The organism is Micromonospora sp. KLBMP9576 (genome assembly GCF_050941805.1).
Taxonomy (GTDB): Bacteria; Actinomycetota; Actinomycetes; order Mycobacteriales; family Micromonosporaceae; genus Micromonospora.
Genome location: NZ_CP194567.1, coordinates 5,687,163 through 5,705,792 on the forward strand (window position 1 = coordinate 5,687,163; position 18,630 = coordinate 5,705,792).

General features: G+C 75.0%; 18 protein-coding genes and 1 pseudogene. 12 read left to right on the forward strand and 7 right to left on the reverse strand.

Going from position 1 to position 18,630, the window contains the following annotated elements; all coding sequences use genetic code 11:
• Positions 1–28: 28 nt before the first annotated feature.
• On the reverse strand, positions 29–340 hold the full coding sequence (locus ACQ452_RS25250; protein ID WP_433387889.1) for an MGMT family protein: 312 nt from the start codon (positions 338–340) through the stop codon (positions 29–31).
• A gap of 13 nt (positions 341–353) precedes the next feature.
• On the opposite strand from ACQ452_RS25250, the gene proB reads away from it, so the two are divergent.
• The 8 genes from proB to ACQ452_RS25290 all read left to right on the forward strand — a co-directional run bounded on the left by proB (position 354) and on the right by ACQ452_RS25290 (position 5,909).
• The gene (gene proB, locus ACQ452_RS25255) at positions 354–1,511 is read left to right on the forward strand and encodes a glutamate 5-kinase (protein WP_433387891.1); all 1,158 of its coding nucleotides are present in this window, start codon (positions 354–356) and stop codon (positions 1,509–1,511) included.
• An 11-nt stretch (positions 1,512–1,522) separates the two neighbouring features.
• Positions 1,523–2,764, forward strand: a complete 1,242-nt coding sequence (locus ACQ452_RS25260) for a glutamate-5-semialdehyde dehydrogenase (RefSeq protein ID WP_433387892.1) — start codon at positions 1,523–1,525, stop codon at positions 2,762–2,764.
• A gap of 82 nt (positions 2,765–2,846) precedes the next feature.
• Positions 2,847–3,245 carry a YbaB/EbfC family nucleoid-associated protein gene (locus ACQ452_RS25265; RefSeq protein WP_433387894.1) on the forward strand — a complete coding sequence of 133 codons (399 nt, stop codon included), beginning with the start codon at positions 2,847–2,849 and terminating at the stop codon, positions 3,243–3,245.
• 2 nt (positions 3,246–3,247) lie between these two features.
• Entirely contained in the window at positions 3,248–3,574 is a 327-nt protein-coding gene (locus ACQ452_RS25270) for a WXG100 family type VII secretion target (RefSeq protein WP_433387895.1), read from the forward strand.
• Between the two features lie 27 nt (positions 3,575–3,601).
• Positions 3,602–4,096 carry a hypothetical protein gene (locus ACQ452_RS25275; protein WP_433387897.1) on the forward strand — a complete coding sequence of 165 codons (495 nt, stop codon included), beginning with the start codon at positions 3,602–3,604 and terminating at the stop codon, positions 4,094–4,096.
• Positions 4,089–4,706 carry a hypothetical protein gene (locus ACQ452_RS25280; RefSeq protein ID WP_433387898.1) on the forward strand — a complete coding sequence of 206 codons (618 nt, stop codon included), beginning with the start codon at positions 4,089–4,091 and terminating at the stop codon, positions 4,704–4,706. Before ACQ452_RS25275 ends, ACQ452_RS25280 begins: the two co-directional genes overlap by 8 nt.
• Positions 4,703–5,323 carry a hypothetical protein gene (locus ACQ452_RS25285; RefSeq protein WP_433387900.1) on the forward strand — a complete coding sequence of 207 codons (621 nt, stop codon included), beginning with the start codon at positions 4,703–4,705 and terminating at the stop codon, positions 5,321–5,323. Before ACQ452_RS25280 ends, ACQ452_RS25285 begins: the two co-directional genes overlap by 4 nt.
• A gap of 70 nt (positions 5,324–5,393) precedes the next feature.
• The gene (locus ACQ452_RS25290; protein WP_433387902.1) at positions 5,394–5,909 is read left to right on the forward strand and encodes an SUKH-4 family immunity protein; all 516 of its coding nucleotides are present in this window, start codon (positions 5,394–5,396) and stop codon (positions 5,907–5,909) included.
• 75 nt (positions 5,910–5,984) lie between these two features.
• Here the strand turns inward: ACQ452_RS25290 and moeZ are convergent, their stop codons facing one another.
• The 5 genes and pseudogenes from moeZ to ACQ452_RS25315 all read right to left on the reverse strand — a co-directional run.
• Entirely contained in the window at positions 5,985–7,235 is a 1,251-nt protein-coding gene (gene moeZ, locus ACQ452_RS25295; protein WP_433394405.1) for an adenylyltransferase/sulfurtransferase MoeZ, read from the reverse strand.
• 40 nt (positions 7,236–7,275) lie between these two features.
• A complete protein-coding gene (locus ACQ452_RS25300; RefSeq protein ID WP_433387904.1) occupies positions 7,276–8,127 on the reverse strand; it encodes a DUF3152 domain-containing protein in 852 nt (283 codons plus the stop codon).
• Between the two features lie 119 nt (positions 8,128–8,246).
• On the reverse strand, positions 8,247–9,095 hold the full coding sequence (locus tag ACQ452_RS25305) for a DUF3152 domain-containing protein (RefSeq protein ID WP_433387905.1): 849 nt from the start codon (positions 9,093–9,095) through the stop codon (positions 8,247–8,249).
• 143 nt (positions 9,096–9,238) lie between these two features.
• Complete coding sequence (locus tag ACQ452_RS25310) at positions 9,239–10,213, reverse strand: alpha/beta fold hydrolase (RefSeq protein ID WP_433387907.1); 975 nt, start codon at positions 10,211–10,213, stop codon at positions 9,239–9,241.
• Between the two features lie 51 nt (positions 10,214–10,264).
• Positions 10,265–11,665 (reverse strand): annotated as a pseudogene (locus ACQ452_RS25315) (hypothetical protein); the annotation flags it as partial.
• A 1,749-nt stretch (positions 11,666–13,414) separates the two neighbouring features.
• On the opposite strand from ACQ452_RS25315, the gene ACQ452_RS25320 reads away from it, so the two are divergent.
• Positions 13,415–14,053: a TetR/AcrR family transcriptional regulator gene (locus tag ACQ452_RS25320; RefSeq protein ID WP_433387909.1), complete on the forward strand. Its 639-nt coding sequence runs from the start codon at positions 13,415–13,417 to the stop codon at positions 14,051–14,053.
• Between the two features lie 65 nt (positions 14,054–14,118).
• Positions 14,119–14,346: a DUF3107 domain-containing protein gene (locus ACQ452_RS25325; RefSeq protein WP_433387910.1), complete on the forward strand. Its 228-nt coding sequence runs from the start codon at positions 14,119–14,121 to the stop codon at positions 14,344–14,346.
• A 71-nt stretch (positions 14,347–14,417) separates the two neighbouring features.
• Here the strand turns inward: ACQ452_RS25325 and ACQ452_RS25330 are convergent, their stop codons facing one another.
• Positions 14,418–15,062 (reverse strand): ferritin-like fold-containing protein, encoded by a 645-nt coding sequence (locus ACQ452_RS25330; RefSeq protein ID WP_433387911.1) that lies wholly within the window; start codon positions 15,060–15,062, stop codon positions 14,418–14,420.
• Positions 15,063–15,377: 315 nt separating this feature from the next.
• Between ACQ452_RS25330 and ACQ452_RS25335 the strand changes: the two genes are divergently transcribed.
• Positions 15,378–17,105, forward strand: a complete 1,728-nt coding sequence (locus ACQ452_RS25335; protein WP_433387913.1) for a DEAD/DEAH box helicase — start codon at positions 15,378–15,380, stop codon at positions 17,103–17,105.
• A 334-nt stretch (positions 17,106–17,439) separates the two neighbouring features.
• Complete coding sequence (locus ACQ452_RS25340; RefSeq protein WP_433387914.1) at positions 17,440–18,621, forward strand: class I SAM-dependent methyltransferase; 1,182 nt, start codon at positions 17,440–17,442, stop codon at positions 18,619–18,621.
• Positions 18,622–18,630 lie beyond the last annotated feature (9 nt).

Below are 18,630 nucleotides of genomic sequence, written 5' to 3' on the forward strand. Positions count from 1 at the left end.
CCGAATGTTACTCACGTTATGGCGCGCGTCACATCCCCTCCGGCGGGGACCAGTTCGCCGCCGGGTCCACCCCGGCACCGCGCAGCGGCGTCCCCTCGGCGCGCAGCCGGGCCCGCGCCTCCCGCTCGTGACCGGGCGGCAGGCGGCCGGCCGCGTTCACCACCCGGTGCCAGGGCACGCCCCCGCCGTGCCGCGCCATGATCGAGCCGACGAGCCGGGCCGACGCCCGCCCGGAGCGTTCGGCCAGCGCGTCCGCCACCGCCCCGTACGACATCACCCGGCCGGGCGGGATCCGCTCGACCAGTTCCAGCACCGCCTCCACGTACTCGTCAGGTGTCACGACCCGCCACGATATGAGAACGCGCCGGGGCGCGCCCCGACCGACCACGCAGAATAGGCGGGTGCGCGACGTAGTCACGGCGGCCCGGCGGGTCGTCGTCAAGATCGGATCCTCCTCGTTGACCACCCCCGACGGCGGGCTGGACGACGAGCGGGTCGACGCGCTCGTCGGCACCCTCGGCGCGCTCGCCGCCGACGGCCGGGAGGTCGTGCTCGTCAGTTCCGGCGCGATCGCCGCCGGCCTCACCCCGCTGGGGCTGCCCCGGCGCCCGCGCGACCTGGCCACCCAGCAGGCCGCCGCCAGCGTCGGGCAGGGCCTGCTGATCGGCCGGTACGCCACCGCCTTCGCCCGGCACGGCCGCACCGTCGGGCAGGTCCTGCTCACCGTCGACGACGTGACCCGGCGGGCGCACTACCGCAACGCGTACCGCACCCTGCGCAAGCTGCTCGACCTGCGGGCCGTGCCGATCGTCAACGAGAACGACACGGTCGCCACCGAGGAGATCCGGTTCGGCGACAACGACCGGCTCGCCGCCCTCGTCGCCGCCCTCGTCCACGCCGACCTGCTGGTGCTCCTCTCCGACGTGGACGCCCTCTGGAGCGGCGACCCGGCCCGGGCGGGCTCCCACCGCATCGCCGAGGTGCACGACGAGCGGGACCTCGCCGGGGTCGAGATCGGCGGCGCGGGCCGGGCCGGGGTGGGCACCGGCGGCATGGTGACCAAGGTGGAGGCCGCCCGGATCGCCACCGGCTTCGGCATCCCGGTGGTGCTGACCGCCGCGCCGCTGGCCGGCGCGGCGCTGGCCGGCGAGCCCGTCGGCACCCTGTTCCACCCGAGCCGCCGCCGCCCCACCGCCCGGCTGTTCTGGCTGGCCCACGCCACCTCGCCCCGGGGGCGGCTGCACCTCGACCCGGGCGCGGTCGCGGCGGTGGTCGGCCGGCGCAAGTCGCTGCTGCCCGCCGGGATCACGGCCGTGGACGGGGCGTTCACCGCCGGCGATCCCGTCGACCTGGTGGACGCGGGGGGCGCACCGGTCGCCCGGGGGCTGGTCAACTACGACGCGGTCGAGCTGCCCGGGCTGCTCGGCCGTTCCACCACGGAACTCGCCGCGGCGCTCGGCCCGGCGTACGAACGGGAGGTCGTCCACCGCGACGACCTCGTCCTGCTGTGAGGAGTGCGGCGATGAGCGTGAGCGAGCAGGCCCGACGGGCGCGTACGGCGGCGGAGGCGCTGGCCGTCGCCACGCGTACGGCCAAGGACGCCGCGCTGGTGGCGATGGCCGACGCGTTGGTGGCGCGTACGCCGGAGATCCTCGCCGCGAACGCCACGGACCTGGCGGCCGGGCGCGAGGCCGGGCTGAGCGCGGCCGTGCTGGACCGGCTCGCCCTCGACGCGGGGCGGGTGGCCGGCATCGCCGACGCGCTGCGGCAGATGGCCGCGCTGCCGGACCCGGTGGGCGAGGTGGTCCGGGGCTCGACCCTGCCCAACGGGTTGGAGCTGCGCCAGATCCGGGTGCCGTTCGGCGTGGTGGGCATCATCTACGAGGCCCGGCCGAACGTGACGGTCGACGCCGCCGGCATCTGCCTGAAGTCCGGCAACGCGGCGCTGCTGCGTGGCTCGTCGTCGGCGGCCAGTTCCAACGCCGCCCTGGTCGCCGTGCTGCGCGACGCGGTGGCCGGCACCGGCCTGCCGGCGGACGCGGTGCAGCTGCTCGACGCCAGCAGCCGCGAGTCGGTCAAGGAGCTGATGCGCGCCCGGGGCCTGGTCGACGTGCTGATCCCGCGCGGCGGCGCGTCCCTGATCCGCACGGTGGTGGAGGAGTCCACCGTGCCGGTGATCGAGACCGGCGTGGGCAACTGCCACGTCTACGTCGACGCCGCCGCCGACCTGTCGGAGGCCGTCGCGATCGCGTTGAACGCGAAGACGCAGCGGCTGTCCACCTGTAACACCGCCGAGTCGTTGCTCGTGCACGCGGCGGTCGCCGACGCCTTCCTGCCGCCGATGCTGGCCGCCTTCGCCGAGGCCGGCGTCACGGTGCACGGCGACGGGCGGGTCGCCGCCCACTCCGCCGCGGTGCGGCCCGCCACCGACGAGGACTTCGCCACCGAATACCTCTCCGCCGACATCTCGGTGGCCGTCGTCGACTCGCTCGACGCGGCGGTGGCGCACATCCGGCGCTACGGCACCGGGCACACCGAGGCGATCGTCACCGGTTCCACCAGGGCCGCCCGGGAGTTCGTGGCCCGGGTGGACGCGGCGGCCGTGATGGTCAACGCCTCGACCCGGTTCACCGACGGCGGCGAGTTCGGCTTCGGCGCCGAGATCGGCATCTCCACACAGAAGCTGCACGCCCGTGGCCCGATGGGCCTGCCCGAGCTGACCTCCACCAAGTACGTGGTGACCGGGAACGGCCACCTGCGCTGAGGGTCCCGGCCGGGACACCGGCGGATGGCGGATGACCGTTAGTCTGGAACGGGTTCGGCAGGGCTTGTCTTGGGGAGGCGGCATGCTGGGCGAAGTCGCCCTGGAACAGCAACTGGCGCAGGCGCGGGCCGCGCTGCGCGAGGTGAGCGGTGCTGCCGCGCCCCGGGAACGGGCGGAGTCGGTGGCGGAGGCCGCCGACGGCCGGATCCGGGTGACCGTGGGCACCGACGGCCGGGTGAGCGCCGTCGACATCGACCCCCGGGTCCTCCGGGAGGGCTCGGAACACCTCGCCGCCGAGCTGCGCCGGGCGGTCAACTCGGCGCTCGACGGTCAGGACGACGGGGCCGACGCGGTCGAGCCGATGCCCGACCTGGCCGCGCTGAGCGCCACTGTCGAACGCCTCCAGGACCAGGGCCTGCGGCAGATGCGCGAGATCAGCCAGACCGTCAGCGAGACCATGCGGAAACTGCACAGGAGCTGAGCGTGGAGAGCCTCGACGTCGACATCGACGCGCTGGGTCGCGGCGCGAACGAGCTCGAACAGGCCAAGGAGTCCGTCCGCCAGGTCTTCGAGGGCTTCCAGGCGGCGGTCGGCGGCTATGCGGCGGCCTTCGGTGGCGACGACATCGGGTCGCTGCTGGGCATCGCCCACCAGGCGTGCGTGGACGCCCTGGCCGAGTGCCTCGGCACCAACGTCACCGAGTTGGAGAGTTACGTCGACGGGTTGCGCGGAATGGCCGACGGCTACCGCGCCGCCGAGGAGAACGCGTCCGCGTCCTTCCGCTCGATCTTCGGCTCGCTGGGTGGCTGAGCCAACCCGCCTACGAAAGGAGCCGCGGTGGGCCTGACGATCCCGGGTGAGCTCGCTTCCCTGCTCTCGATGCTCGGTTACGAGTGGCCCCAGTCCGACGAGACGGCGATCTTCCAGCTCGCCGGGGAGTGGACCGGCATGGCCGGCCAGATCTCCGGCTCGGTCGCGCAGTTGGAGTCGGCGGCGCGGACGGTGCTCGACAACAACCGGGGCGAGAGCTTCACCGCCTTCGCGGGCGAGTGGAACGACGCCGAGTCGGCGGCGCGCAACGTCGCCGACGTCGCGCGGCCGGCCACCGTCATCGGTGTCGGGCTGATGGTCGCGGCGGGCGTGGTGCTGGCCCTGAAGATCCAGGTGATCATCCAGTTGGCCCTGCTGGCGATCCAGATCGCGCAGGCCATCATCACGGCGGCGGTCACCTTCGGGGCGTCCCTCCTCCAGATCCCGATCTTCAAGATGATCACGGGCTTCATCATCGACCAGCTCATCGGCATGGCCGTGGAGACGGTGCTCAATGGCTAGGAAACGGACCAGCGCGCCCCGGCAGACGCAGGCCAGAGGCGCCCGCGTCGTCTCGGCCTACCTGGAGAACGCCGACGTCTTCCGCACCGCCAAGTCGGCCGGCACGAAGCCGCAGGGCCCGGCCGTGCTGGTGTTGAAGAACCGGCCGGACTTCGACAGGCGCGACTTCGACCGCAAGGCCCGCGACCTGCAACGGCTCGGCCAGGACGGGGCGCTGAAGAAGGCGCCGTCGGACCGGGACAGCAACAAGGTCTACGACCCTGCGACGGGCAAGCGCCGCACCCGCACCAACGTCTACCGGGACCGGATGATCCGCAGCCTGACCAAGGACGGCCGCCTCACCCAGGACATGGGCACCCCGGAGACCAACAAATACCTGGCCAACAAGAACGTGGTGGATCGCCTCTACGCCGGCAAGGGGCCGATCACGGCCCGGGGCCAGGGCTACGACCCCGACCACATCCAGGAGCTGCAACTGGACGGAACGGACACGTACGATAATCTCAGGCCGATGGACGCCTGGACGAATCGCCAGCTCGGCAGCGACATCTCCGTCGCGCTGCGGGACGTTCCCGAGGGCACCCCGGTCATCGTGAAGGTGATCCCGTGACCGGCCCGCTGGACCGGGCCCGCCTGGGCCGCATCGACGAGAAGCTCGCGCTGCTGCGGCGGCTGGAGGCCGAGCGGGGCTTCGGCGTGGTCATCGGCGAGCCCGTCCCGTTGGAGCCGATCCCCGACCTGCCCGGCGTGGCCGAGGTCTACGGTCTCTTCGACCGGCTGGCCGGCGACAACTTCCGGTTCGGCCCACCAGAGGAGATCCGCAGCCCGGCGGCCTGGGCGGCCCGCCGGGTGGACGAGAACGACCCGATGGGCAGCCCGCTGGCGGTCGGCCACGAGGTGCACAGCATCCCGCCCCGGTTGCGCGGCGAGATCGGGGCGGGGGCGCCGATCTACCTCGACACCGAGGACCTCGACGTGTACTGGATGGAGCCGGACGACTACGTCTTCCAGTACGAGCACCCCGACGAGGACGTGGAGTTCACCGCCCTCGCGCCCGACGTGGCCACGTTCTTCGACGAGCACGTGCTCGGTCCCGCCTACCCGGAGCTGGTCGCCGTCGTGCTCGGCCCCGGCGTGCGCGACCAGCGGCTCCGCAAGGGCCCCCACGCCGGCGAGTACGCCGACAACTGGCGCCGGTTGCTGATCGCCGCCGACCTGGCGTCCTGACCCACTCCGGCTCCCGGCGCCGCCTCCCGCGCCGGCCGCCGGCCGCATCCCGAGACGCGAAGGACCAACGATGGCCGCTGACCCCCGGTTCCGCTCGCTGTGGAGCGAGGACGAGCTCATCCCGTACCCGCGCGAAGCATGGCTGGAGGGGGGCTTCGACCCCGAGCTGCTGCCCACCGGCGACGAGATCCCGCTCGACGTGACGGTCGTCTACACCGCCTTCCTCGAAGGCGACATCGAGCTGTTCGACACGATCCAGCTCAGCACCGAGGACGGCTCGCTGGACCTCCGGCTGATCGTGGTCGGCGCGGTCGCCGACAACCACGACCTGCTCTACGTGCTGGACCCGAGGACCGGCGAGATCCTCCAGTTCGACCTGAAGCAGCAGGACGTCCAGGCCGTCAACAGCAACTTCCGCACCTTCGTCGAGTTCCTCTACCAGTTCGCGCTCTTCGTGGAGGCCGACGAGGGCAAGCCGGGCCGGGCCGAGCGCGCGGAGACGCTACGCATGGTCCTGGAGAGCATCGACCGGGCCGCGTTCGCCCCGGACGCCTGGTGGCCGCTGGTGATCAGCCAGCTCAGGTGACGCCCCGACGGCGTCGGCAGGCCGGTCGGGCCGAGGTCGCGGCGGGCAGGCCCAACGCGACCTCGGCCGACGCGGTCAGTAGGCCGGCAGCGCCGGGTCGACCTGCTTGATCCAGGAGAGCACGCCACCCTGCACGTGCACCGCGTCGCGGAAGCCGGCCGCCTTGAGCGCGGCGAGCGCCTCCGCCGAGCGGACCCCGGACTTGCAGTGCAGCACGATCTGCCGGTCCTGCGGGAGCCGGGCGAGCGCCTCGCCCGAGATGATCTCGCCCTTGGGGATCAGCGTCGCGCCGGGGATCCGGACGATCTCGTACTCGGCCGGCTCGCGGACGTCGACGAGGAAGACGTCCTTGCCCGCGTCCTGCCACTCCTTGAGTTCCCGGGCGGTGATGGTCGCGTCGAGCACCGCCTCCTGGGCCTCCACCGACACCGCGCCGCAGAAGTCCTCGTAGTCCTCCAGCAGGTCCGTGACCGTGGGGTTGTCGCCGCAGAGCACGCAGTTCGGGTCCTTCCGGACCTTGATCTTGCGGTACTCCATCTCCAGGGCGTCGTAGACCATCAGTCGGCCGACCAGCGGCTCCCCGATGCCGGCGAGCAGCTTGATCGCCTCGTTGACCTGGATGGAACCGATCGACGCGCAGAGCACGCCGAGCACGCCGCCCTCCGCGCAGGAGGGGACCATGCCGGGCGGCGGGGGCTCCGGGTAGAGGCAGCGGTAGCAGGGGCCGTGTTCGGCCCAGAACACCGACGCCTGGCCGTCGAAGCGGTAGATGGATCCCCAGACGTACGGCTTGCCGAGCAGCACCGCCGCGTCGTTGACCATGTATCGGGTGGCGAAGTTGTCGGTGCCGTCGACGATCAGGTCGTACCGGGAGAAGATGTCGCGGACGTTCTCCCGGTCCAGCGCGGTGTTGTGGATCTCCACGGCGACCAGCGGGTTGATCTCGCGGATCGAGGCGGCGGCCGACTCGGCCTTGGACCGCCCGACGTCGGAGACGCCGTGGATGATCTGACGCTGGAGGTTGGACTCGTCGACGGTGTCGAAGTCGATGATGCCGAGCGTGCCGACACCGGCCGCCGCGAGGTACATCAGGGCCGGCGAGCCGAGACCGCCGGCGCCGACGCAGAGCACCCGGGCGTTCTTGAGCCGCTTCTGCCCCTCGACCCCGACGTCCGGGATGATCAGGTGGCGCGAGTAGCGGCGGATCTCGTCAACTGTCAGCTCGGCGGCGGGCTCGACGAGCGGGGGCAACGACACGGTGGACTCCCCGGGATCGGCTGAGGGCGGACCGGGCCATTGTCGCCCGCACGCACCCCGGTCGGCCATGAGCGGGGACACGTCGCCCGCACTGCGGGAAGGGAATAACTCAGGTGCCGGGAACGACCTCGCCGTCGTACCGGGAGCCGTCGACGTACGGCCAGGCGTTGGCGGCGCAGCCGTCCAGGCCGTACGTCTGCTGCTGCATCACCGGCGCCGGCTCGCCGGGGGCCGGGCAGGCCTGGTGTTGCTCGCCGAACTCGTGGCCCACCTCGTGGTTGACCACGTAGGCGCGGTAGAGCTCCAGCGGCGCCCCGTAGTCGGGGACCGCCTCCAGCCAGCGGGCCAGGTTGATGATCACCTGGCCGGGGAGCCGGCAGGAGGTGTAGCCCTCGGTGCGCAGCCCGCCCTCCGCGCACATCCGCTCCGAGGTGTCCGCGGTGGCGAGGTAGACGGTGAAGTCGGCGTCGGCCGCCTCCGCCACCCGCTGCACCCGCAGTTGTTCGGAGGCGATCCAACTGCGCCGGTCCGCCAGCACCTCGTCAACGGTGGCGGCGAAGGCGGCGGCGTCCTGGCCGGCACCCTGCTCCACGGCCACCCGGTAGCGCCGGACGGGCCCGTCGGCGCCCCGCACCGGGGAGCCGCCGGGCGCGGCAGTGAAGTCGCCCGTGCCCGCCCGGGGATAGGCGGGGAGGGTTTCCCGCTCCACCGGCCCCGCCTCCTGCGAGCTGTGGCCCCGGCCGTCCGGGACCGGGGCGGGCACCGGGTCGGCGGGCCGGGCCAGCGTCACGGTGGTGGCGGGCGCGAGCAGCAGCAGGAGGCCGAGTGGCACGAGGCGGCGGCCCCGGGGCAGGGCCGGCAGCCGCCACGACCGGGACGACTCCCCCGGGGCCGGGTCCGGCGTCGGCGGCGAGCGGTGCGACGACGGACCGAGCGGGTCGCAAGGGTACGACGACGTCATGAAACGAGCATGCCACGCTAATAAGACATAAGCGCTCGTTCAACGCGATTCAGGCTCGCGTCCGCGCTCGGCGACCCGACGGGTCTCCCCCGGCGGCGCCGGACGAGCGGGCCGTGCGGTCAGAGCGACGGGCCCGCGTACCGGCGACCGTCGCGATACGGCCAGGGATTCGCCACACAGCCGTCGAGGAAGAGCGTCTGCTGCATCATCACCGGCGCCACCCGGCCCCTGCCGGGGCAGCGCTCGTGCCGGTGCCCCAGCTGGTGCCCGACCTCGTGGTTCACCACGTACGTCCGGTAGACCGAGAGCGGCACCTTCGCGCTGACGTAGTGCGGCACCGACAGCCGCCAGCGCTCCAAGTTGATGATCACCTTGCCCGGGGCCCGGCACGACGTGTAGGGCCGCCCGTCGACCCGGATGTTCACCCCTCCGGCGGCGCACAGCCGCCCCGCCGTGCCGGCCGTGGCCAGGTAGACCGTGAAGTCGTGCCGGCTGTCGGGGCGTACCTGCTGCAACCGCAGCCCGCCGTCGACCCAGCTTCCCGGCCCGGCGAGCGCCCGCTCGACCGCCAACGCGAACCCGCGCGCCTCCTCGTCGGCACCCGACTCCACGGCGACCCGGTAACGGCGCAACGGCCCGGACCCGCCGAGCACCGGGCCGGTCCGGTCGTCGTAACCGAAGGCGCCCCGGCCCGTCGACGGCACCGGCCCGGGCAGCCGGAGCAGAGCCGGCGCGGGCGTCCTGGCCGCCGCTGCCGGCAGCGGCGAGGCCGCCGCCGGCGTGAGCAGCGGCACGGGAGCGAGCCGGTCGGCGGTGAGCGTCTCCGTCCCCCCGGCGGCGCCCCCCCGTTGCGCGACCACCACCACGGCCACCACGACCGCGATCAGGAGGGCCAGCACGAGCGCGGCCAGCGTCGCCACCCGCCGGCGGTGCCCCGGGCGGCGGTGCCGCGGGCGGGTCAGGTCCACGTCGCCCTCCGCCGGTGAACGCGAAGGGGCACGGCGGCCGTCGGCGGGGGCCTGCGCGTGCCGCGCCGAGGTGACGCCGGCCGGGGCCACGTGGGCCGAAGTGACACGAGCCGAAGAGTGGCGACGGGTGGGGGGCATCGCGCTCAGCCTGTCACATCGAAACGCCGGGCGGCGAGCCCCGCCTCCGCGAGCAGGTCCAGCACGGCCCGGGCCACCAGACGCGGCACCTCCTGCTGCGCCACGTGGCCGACCCCGTCGAGCATCAGCAGCCGGCTGTCCGGGACGACCCGGGCCGTCTGCGGCGCCACCCGCACGTCCACCAGCCGGTCGGCCCGCCCCCCGACGACCAGGGTGGGCGCCTGCACCGCCCCGGCCAGCCGCCACAGCGACCCCGGCCCCGGCAGGTACGACCGCAGGAAGGTGGAGACCAGCCCCCGGAACGTGCGGAAGTAGGCGGCGGCGTGGTGCTCGGCCGCGTGCCGCAGGCGGATCTCCTCCAGCGCCTCCTCCCGGCGCTGCTCGCAGATGCGGCTGCGGTCGGCGACGCACGCCTCCATCACCTGCCGGGCCATCACCTCGGGCGCGAGCTGGGCCAGGTGCCAGGCGACCAGGCGCTCACCCCGGGGAATCGCCAGCAGCGGCAGCATCCGGCCCTGCAACGAGCGCCGGAAGTCCAGGAACGGCAGCGCCGGCGAGATCAGGGTCAGGCTCCGGACCAGGTCCGGTCGCACCCCCGCGACCTGCACCGAGATCGCCCCGCCCAGCGAGTTGCCGAACAGGTGCACCGGCCCGCGACCGGAATGCTCGATCCAGCGGATCACCCGGTCGGCGAACGCCGGGACCGTGTACCGGCGACTCGGCTCGCTGCGGCCGAACCCGGGCAGGTCGATGGCCTGCCCGTCGAGGTGGTCGGCGAGCAGGTACGCCAGGTCGGTCCAGTTCTGCGACGAGCCGCCGAGGCCGTGCACGTAGAGCGCCGGCTCCGCGCCGGGCGCCGTGGCCGGCGTGTCCCGGACGTACGTCACCGTGCCGTCGAGGCGTACCTCCCGTCCCGGCCAGGGCGGTGGGACGGCGGGCTCGGGAAGCAGGTGGTCCGGCCGGAGGGTCGCACGCTTCATGATTCCAGTCTGCCCGGTGCCGCCCCGACCGGCAGCCCGCCGGACGCCCGCTCAGGCCAGCAGCGCCTCGATCCGGCGGTTGACCGCGGCCAGGGTGGCCCGGACGACGGCCTGGCGGGGATCGCCGGCGACCAGTGCGGAGCCGACGAGTTGCTCCACCCAGCCGTCACAGACCAGCAGCACCACGACCGTGGCCACGTCGCAGTTGCCGAAGGGCACCACGGCGGCGTGCTCCACGAAGCAGCGCCCGCGGTCGGGGCCGGCCCCGGGGCCGTTCTCCCCGCCGCGCAGCAACTCGTCCACGGCCGCCGCGGCGGCCACCGCGCAGAGCCGCAGCAGGTATCCGTCGACGGCCGGCCCGGTCGAGTGGCCGGCGGCGCTCCGGGCGCCGGCGAGCAGGTGCACCTCCACGTTGGCGTCGAGCCCGAAGGTGCTGACCTGGACGTGGTCGATCACCACCCGGGGGCCCGTGACGCCACCGGTGTCCAGCGGCCGGGGCGGCGCGGTCTCCGTCGTCGTCACCTGCCCACCGGAGTACGACGTGCCGGCGGTCGCCTGCGCGCCGGCCGAGGTCCCGCCCGGCGCGGCGGAGACCGAGCCCGGCTCCTCGACCGTCGCCCGACCCCGGTGCGCGACTGTGGGCTGCCGGCGTCGACGCGGGGCCTCGGGCGTCACCTCGGCACGGGGCTCGACGCGGGCGGGGCCGGCCTCGGCACGGGCCGGCGACGCCTCGGGGCGCGGTTCGGCGCGGGCGGGGCCGGCCTCGGCACGGGCGGGCGACGCCTCCGGCGGGCTGCCGGGCACCCGGGGCTCGGCGGGTCGCGCGGCGGCGGGTGACCTGGCGTCGCCGGCGCGCGGCGCCGCCCGGCGACGCACCGGCGGGGCGGCGGGCGCGCTCGGCATGCCGGGCACGTTCTGCGGCGCGGCGGCCAGCCCCATCCGGTCCTGCAGCAGGCGGGCGACCTGCCGGCTCACCTCCGCCGGGTCGGCCCCGTCGGAGAGGTCGAGCCGCAGGCTGTGCGCGCCGGCCGGGGTGCGGCGCAGCGCGGCGTCGCGGACGCCGGGCACGCCACGCACGGCGTCCAGGATGGCGTTGACGTCGAAGCCCTCCGGGCGTTCCCGCAGCGGGGCGGGCTCGTCGTCACGACGCAGGTGGGTGGCGATGCGAGCGAGTTCGGGGGTCTCGGCGGGCGGACCAACGGCTGGCGGCTCCGGCACGACGGGCACGTCCGGCTCGGCAGGGACGCGCTGCGGCAGCACCGGCGGCGCGGGCTCCGGCGCGCGGTCGACGGGGCCCGGCTGGGCCGCGCGGTCCGCCTCGGGCGCGGACCGGCGGGCCGCGTAGGGGGGTGCGCTCGTCGGGGCGGGCCCGGGCGGGGCGTCCTCGCGGCGGCCGAAGCCGGCGGCGGACTCGGCGGCGGACTGCGGCCCGTCGGGAGACCACGGGGCCGGCTCGGCGCTCTCCGGCCGGAGCCGGAACGGCCGGGCGGTCCGGTCCGGGGCGTCCTCGGCGCGGGGCGCGACGGCCTCCGGGGCGTACGCGAGCGGGGGCGCGCTCGCCGGGGCGGCGACCGTACCGCCCGCCGCCCACGCCGGTTGCCCGGTCGGGGCCGGCGGTTCCGCCTCGGGGCCGGCCGGCGGGCCGCCGGGGACGGGTGGGCGCTCGTACGGCGCCGCCGGGGTGTGGGCGACGACGTCGTAGGGGTGGCCCGGCTCGGGGGGCGGGCCGTAGGGCCGGGGAGGCTCAGGACGCACCGGCTCGTACGGTCGGTGTGGCTCTTCCGCCCAGGCCGGCGGCGGTTCCTCCCGCGATCGGCGGCCGAATGGATCGGGAGCGGGTTCCTCGCGCGCCCGGCGGGCCTGCGGCGCGGGCTCCTCGCGGGAGCGCCGGTCGGTCGCCTCCTCCTCGCGGGAGCGGCGGCCCGGTGCCTCGGGCTCGTCCCGGGACCAGGGCGGCGCCCACGCGGCACCCCAGCTCGGGCGGTTCCAGTTCGGGCCGCTCCAGTCCGGTTCGGTCGACGGGGGCCACTCCGCGGCCGGCTGCCGCGGGCCGCCCGGTTCCGGGGTCGGCTGCGGTTCCCGGTCGGCGCGCTCGGCGCCGGCCGTCGGATCGGTATCCGGCGGCCGCTGCCCGCCCGGCCCGAAGCCGCGCCCGGGTTGTTCGGGCCCGGCGGCCCGCGGCGCGCGGTCGCCGCCGGCCACGGGGTCGCCGGTGACCAGCCGGTCCGCGCCGGGGGCGCGGTCGCCGCCGGTCGCGCGGTCGCCGGCGTCGGTCGGGCGGTCCACCGCCGGACGGTCCACGGTCGGCGGGAACGGGCTCGGGTCGACGGCCGGTGGCTCCGGCGGGAAGTGGTCACCCCAGCCGCGCGTGGTGCCGGCCGCCGACGGGCCCTGCGCCGCGTCGGCGCGGTCCCCCGCCGGGGCGCGGAAGCCGGGCGGCAACTCGAAGCCGCTGGGGGCGGTCCCCACGGGCGGGACCTGGACGGCCGGGGGCGCCGACGTCGGCAGGCCCGGCTCCGACCAGCGGCTCGGCCGGCCGGTGGACGGTTCGTCGGCGGAGCGCCGGGCCGGACCGGGTTCGGGATCGGGGAAGCGCTGCGACGGCTGCTGGGCCGTCGGCGCCGGGCGTTGCGCGGGCACCATCAGCCGGTCGCTGCCCGGGTCGCGGCGCTGCTCGCCCTGCGGGCCGGGGGGTGCGCTCACCGGGGCCTGGCGGTTGACCGGCGCGTCGCCGCCGGGGTGCGCCACGCCGTTGACGCGGTGGCCGTTGAGCCGGGCCTGCGGCTCGGCCGGCGGGCCGGGCGGTGGCTCCGCCCCGCCGGGCAGCGGCGACGGCAGGTCGCCGTGTCGCGCCGACGCGGCGGCCCAGCCGGCAGCCGGGTCGGGCGGGCCCCACGACGAGGCCGGCTCGCGGGAGACGGAGGTCTCTCCACCCCGGGGCCAGCCGGCCGTCGGAGGCGCCCACCCGTCGCCGGGACGGGCCAGGTCGTCCTGCGGACCCGTCCCGTCGCCGTGCTCTCCCGGGGTGGCGGCACCGGGTTGCCCTGTTTCACTCACCGCGCGCTCCTTGGTCGCCCCCGCTGAGGCTACCGTGTGGTGACAGTGGCGATAAGTTACAGCGGCGGGCCAATTCCGCGACGGGCCTCGGCCCCGACCGGTTCGGGTGATATGCCGGCTCGTACAAGAAACTCGGAGGTTCCCATGCCCGCTGTGGGGAACGGTGCCCAGACCACCGGCCGGCCCACCCGCCTGCCGCGTTCCGCGCGCCGCAAGCAGTTGCTCGCCGCGGCCCAGGAGGTGTTCGTAGCCCAGGGCTACCACGCCGCCGCGATGGACGACATCGCCGAGCGGGCGGGAGTCTCCAAGCCGGTGCTCTACCAGCACTTCCCGGGCAAGATGGAGCTCTACCTCGCCCTGCTGGACACGCACTGTGACGCGATCCTGGCGAAGGTGAACGACGCGATGCGCGGCACCAACGACAACAAGGAGCGGGTCGGCGCGTCGGTGCGCGCATACTTCGACTTCGTCGACCACGAGAGCGAGGCCTTCCGCCTCGTCTTCGAGTCGGACCTGCGCAACGACCCGGCGGTGCGTCAGCGTGTCGAGCGGGTGGAGCAGGGCTGCATCGCGGCGATCACCGACACCATCATCTCCGACACCGGGATCAGCCGGGCGCACGCCGAACTGCTCGCCTCCGGCCTGGTCGGCGCGGCCGAGACCGCCGCGCAGTTCTGGCTGGCCCGTGGCCGGCAACTGCCGAAGGCCGAGGCGGAGGCGCTGGTCGCGGCGCTCTCCTGGCGGGGCATCGCCAGCTTCCCGCTGCAAGGCGAGTCAGCCTGAACATCCGGCCCGGAGATCGGATAGCCTTCCCCTCGGCGGCTCTTTCGCCCGAATGAGGAGGCACAGTGGAGGTCAAGATCGGCGTGCAGTACGCGCCCCGTGAGCTGGTCCTGGAGAGCGCGCAGTCGCCGGCCGAGATCGAGCAGATCGTGACCGACGCCTTCGGCAGGGACGAAGGCACCCTCTCCCTGACCGACGAGAAGGGCCGGCGGGTGATCGTGCCGGTCAGCAAGGTCGCCTACGTCGAGATCGCCGAGGCGTCGCCGCGCTCGGTCGGTTTCACCGTCCGCTGAGCGGCTCCGCCGGCCGCGACGGGTGACCGAGGGTCGCCCGTCGCGGACCGCACGCGGGGCCGCCGGTCCGGTCAGTTGTTCAGCCCGGCTGCGGCCATCCGAGCGGTGTGCGCCTCGGTCAGCCGTCGGAACAGCCCCGGCACGTCCACCTGCGCGCCGAGCGCGGTGAACGCCCCCCGCTCGGCGGCAACCACCCGACCGGCCTGCGACAGCGCCTCGCCGACGAGCCGCCGCGCCCACATCGAGAGCCGGCCGGCGACCCTCGGGTCGGCCGCGACGGCCGCCCGGATCTCCGCGACGGCGAAGTCGGCGTACGACGAGTCGTGCAGCACGTCGAGCACGAGTTGGCGGTCCGGCTCGGCCAGGGTCGTGGCGATCTCCCGGACGAAGTCGTCGGTGATGGCGTCGCCCACGTACGCCTTGGTCACCGCCTCCGCCCAGTCCCGCGGCTCGGTCGAGTCGTGGTACGCCTGCACCGGCCCCGCGTACGGCGCCATGGCGTCGTCGGGCGGCACGCCGAGCGCGGCGAGCCGGTCGGCGAGCCGGCGGTAGTTGGCGATCTCGGCGGCGGCCATCTCGCCCAGTGCGGCGCGCCGGCGCAGGTCGGGGGCGAGCCGGGCGTCGACGGCCATCCGCTCGAAGGCGAGCAGCTCGCCGAGGGCCACCAGACCCAGCAGGTCGACGACGGCGCGGTCGGGCAGCTCGGGCGCGGGCACGAGCGCAGGCTACCGCGCGCCGGCGGCCCGGACCGGCGTGACCCACGCCACACGATCCGCTTCCGGCACGGCGCCCACGTGCGGAATCAGGACGCCCTCGGGTCGGTTCAGGTAACATAGAGCAGTTGCCGTGGGCGCCGACCTGGCCAGGATGGTCCAACCGATCAGCCGGCCCGGTCGAAGTGTGAGGCCCGCGGCGCGCGTGCGGCCCGGTCCGGCAAGGCAGTCTGCCGCCGACCGTGTGGCCCGCGCCACACCGAACGCGCCCTGAGGACATGACGGGGCGCACCCACGAGAGGGCACCCCCAAATCCATATGAGCGAGCTGACTCAAGACCTCATGGACGGCCAGGAACTGGCCGCCACCGCTCCGGTGCGCCCGGAGGCACCCACCTTCGCCGAGCTGGGCGCGCGCCCGGAGACCGTCGAGGCGCTGGCCGCGGCCGGTATCACCCGCGCCTTCGCCATCCAGGAGTACGCGATTCCGATCGCGATGCGCGGCACCGACATGATCGGCCAGGCCCCCACCGGCACCGGCAAGACCCTCGGCTTCGGCGTACCGCTGCTGGAGCGGGTCTTCGCGCCGAACGAGGGCAGCGACGGCGTGCCGCAGGCGCTTGTCGTCGTACCCACCCGCGAGCTGGGCATCCAGGTCGCCAAGGACCTCGCCGCCGCGGGCCGGACCCGGGGCGTGCGGGTGCTGCCGATCTACGGTGGCGTGGCCTACGAGCCGCAGGTCGACGCGCTGCGCAAGGGCGTGGAGATCCTGGTCGGCACTCCCGGCCGGCTGCTGGACCTGGCCAAGCAGAAGCACCTGCGGCTGGACAGGGTGCACGCGCTGGTCCTCGACGAGGCCGACCGCATGCTGGACCTGGGCTTCCTCGACGACGTCGAGCGGATCCTCGCGATGCTGCCGGAGGACCGGCAGACGATGCTCTTCTCGGCGACCATGCCGGACCCGATCGTCACCCTCTCCCGGCGCTTCCTGCGCCAGCCGATGACGATCCACGCCGGCCACACCGCCGAGACGGGGCCGTCGCCGCAGACCGAGCAGCTCGTCTACCGCACCCACTCGATGAACAAGGTCGAGATCGTCGCCCGCATCCTGCAGGCCGAGGGGCGCGGGCTGACCATGATCTTCACCCGCACCAAGCGGGCCGCCGACCGGGTCGCCGAGGACCTCGACTTCCGGGGCTTCGCGGTCGCCGCCGTGCACGGTGACCTCGGGCAGGGCGCGCGGGAGCGGGCGCTGCGGGCGTTCCGGGCCGGCAAGATCGACATCCTGGTCGCCACCGACGTGGCGGCGCGTGGGCTCGACGTCAGTGGCGTCACCCACGTCATCAACTACGACTGCCCCGAGGACCAGGACACCTACACCCACCGGATCGGTCGTACCGGCCGGGCCGGAGCGACGGGTGTCGCGGTGACCTTCGTCGACTGGGACGACATGCCCCGCTGGCGGATCATCGACAAGACGCTGGGCCTGGAGATGCCGGAGCCCCTGGAGACGTACCACACGTCTCCGCACCTCTACACCGACCTGCACATCTCCACCGAGGTCTCCGGCACCCTGCCGACCGCCGAGCGCACCCGCGCCGGCCTGTCGGCCGAGATCGAGGAGGACCTCGGCGGCGGCCGGTCCCGCCGGGGCGAGAGCGGCCGGGGCTCCCGGCGCGGCGAGGGCCGGGACGAGGGTCGCGGTCGCGGCGAGGGCCGCGGTCGGGACGAGGGCCGCGGTCGGGACGAGGGCCGCGGTCGCGGCGAGGGCCGTCCGGTCCGTGCCGGTGACACGACCGACGCGCCGGCGGCGAACGGGCCGGCCGACACCGCCGAGGAGGGCGCCCGCATCCCGCGCCGCCGCCGGCGTCGCCGGGCCGGCGAGACCGTCGCGGGCGAACCGGCCGCCGCCGTGGACGCCGGCGAGGTGTCCAGCGACGCCCCCGTCGCCGCCGCCGAGGGCGAAGCGTCGAAGCCGCGCCGCCGCCGGCGCCGTCGTGGTGGCGGTGGCGCCGCCGGTACGCCGGCCGAGGCGACCGCCGACTGATCACGTAGCGTCACTTGAGATCCCCCGGACCGGTCATACGGTGCCGGGGGATCTCGCCGTCCGGGCGGTGACCTGGGGTTGCCGGCGAACGCGACACCGCACCGCGCGCTCCCTTTGCTCTGCGTATGCCCAGGCAACAGCCACGCACGGTAACCGGTGCGCCGGTGAGCGCAGAGCAAAGGGGAGGCGGGGTGCCTTCGGGAGGCTGCCGGCACCGGATCGAGCCGTGTCCCGCACCGGACGCCGCCGCCGGAACGCCCGGTCCCGCCCGTCGTCACCCGCCCGCGCCCGACCGCGCGTCGGCGAGCCGCCGATCGACCAGGAAGATGGAGCAATGCCCGAACCGCTGGACGCCGCCCTGACCGAGGTCCGGGCGCTGCTGCTCGACCCTGCGCTCACCCGAGCGGTGGCCGCCGGACGCCGACGAGGGCACCGGCCCTCGGTGCTCCGCGCCGAACTGCGGCCGGTCGCCCTCAAGGCCGGCTCCCGGTTGCAGATCCTCACCTCGGACGGTGCGCGCCCGCACACCCGCAACGTGGCCCCCGGCCCGGAGGCGGACGCGGCCGTGGACGCCCTGCTGGCCGAGCCGTTCGGCAACTGGCACGTGGAGACCGCCGACGCCACGATCCAGGTGCGGGTCACCAAGTCCGGCGAGGCGCAGGTGCACCGGGCCGCCGCGGCCCGGCCGGCCGCCGGGCCGGGCGGGCACGACCGGGCGAAGGAGTACCTGCTCGACCCCGGCGACCCGATCTTCGCCGAGATCGGCGGCTCGGCCGCGAAACGACGCCAGGTAGACGCGTTCCTGCGCGCACTGGCGGCGACCCTCCCCGACGACCTGACCGGCCCGCTGCGGGTGGTCGACCTGGGCTGCGGCAACGCGTACCTGACCTTCGCCGCGTACCGGTGGCTGGCCCAGCGGGGGATCGACGTCGAGCTGGTCGGCGTGGACGTCCGGGAGGACCAGCGGCGGCGCAACACCGCACTCGCCGAGCGGCTGGGCTGGGCCGACCGGGTCAGCTTCGTGGCCGGCACGATCGCCGACGCCGTCGTGACGCCCGCCCCCGACCTGGTGCTGGCCCTGCACGCCTGCGACACCGCCACCGACGAGGCGCTGGCCAGGGCGGTGCGCTGGCAGGCCCGCTGGGTCCTCGCCGCGCCCTGCTGCCACCACGACGTCGCGGCCCAGCTACGTGCCCGGCCAACCCCGACGCCGTACGAGCTGCTGACCCGGCAGGGCATCCTCCGTGAGCGCTTCGCGGACGTCCTCACCGACGCGCTGCGCGCCGGGCTGCTCCGGCTGCACGGCTACCGGGCCGAGGTGGTGGAGTTCGTCGATTCCCAGCACACCCCGCGCAACCTGCTCATCCGGGCGCGACGCACCGGCACCGCCCCGACCGCCGGCCAGCGGGCGGAGTACCGGGAACTGGTCGACCAGTGGGCGGTCACCCCGCGACTGGAGGCGCTCTTGCCGGCACCGGCCGCCCCCACCCCGGGCGACCCGCCGGCCGAGGTGTGATCCCCGCCA

What these genes read in the sequence shown, in the direction of transcription:
- proB (WP_433387891.1), top strand. Translation starts at nt 354, where the DNA reads ATGAGAACGCGCCGGGGCGCGCCCCGACCGACCACGCAGAATAGGCGG.
- ACQ452_RS25260 (WP_433387892.1), top strand. Translation starts at nt 1,523, where the DNA reads ATGAGCGTGAGCGAGCAGGCCCGACGGGCGCGTACGGCGGCGGAGGCG.
- ACQ452_RS25265 (WP_433387894.1), top strand. Translation starts at nt 2,847, where the DNA reads ATGCTGGGCGAAGTCGCCCTGGAACAGCAACTGGCGCAGGCGCGGGCC.
- ACQ452_RS25280 (WP_433387898.1), top strand. Translation starts at nt 4,089, where the DNA reads ATGGCTAGGAAACGGACCAGCGCGCCCCGGCAGACGCAGGCCAGAGGC.
- ACQ452_RS25290 (WP_433387902.1), top strand. Translation starts at nt 5,394, where the DNA reads ATGGCCGCTGACCCCCGGTTCCGCTCGCTGTGGAGCGAGGACGAGCTC.
- moeZ (WP_433394405.1), bottom strand. Translation starts at nt 7,235, where the DNA reads ATGGCCGACCGGGGTGCGTGCGGGCGACAATGGCCCGGTCCGCCCTCA.
- ACQ452_RS25300 (WP_433387904.1), bottom strand. Translation starts at nt 8,127, where the DNA reads ATGACGTCGTCGTACCCTTGCGACCCGCTCGGTCCGTCGTCGCACCGC.
- ACQ452_RS25310 (WP_433387907.1), bottom strand. Translation starts at nt 10,213, where the DNA reads ATGAAGCGTGCGACCCTCCGGCCGGACCACCTGCTTCCCGAGCCCGCC.
- ACQ452_RS25320 (WP_433387909.1), top strand. Translation starts at nt 13,415, where the DNA reads ATGCCCGCTGTGGGGAACGGTGCCCAGACCACCGGCCGGCCCACCCGC.
- ACQ452_RS25335 (WP_433387913.1), top strand. Translation starts at nt 15,378, where the DNA reads ATGAGCGAGCTGACTCAAGACCTCATGGACGGCCAGGAACTGGCCGCC.
- ACQ452_RS25340 (WP_433387914.1), top strand. Translation starts at nt 17,440, where the DNA reads ATGCCCGAACCGCTGGACGCCGCCCTGACCGAGGTCCGGGCGCTGCTG.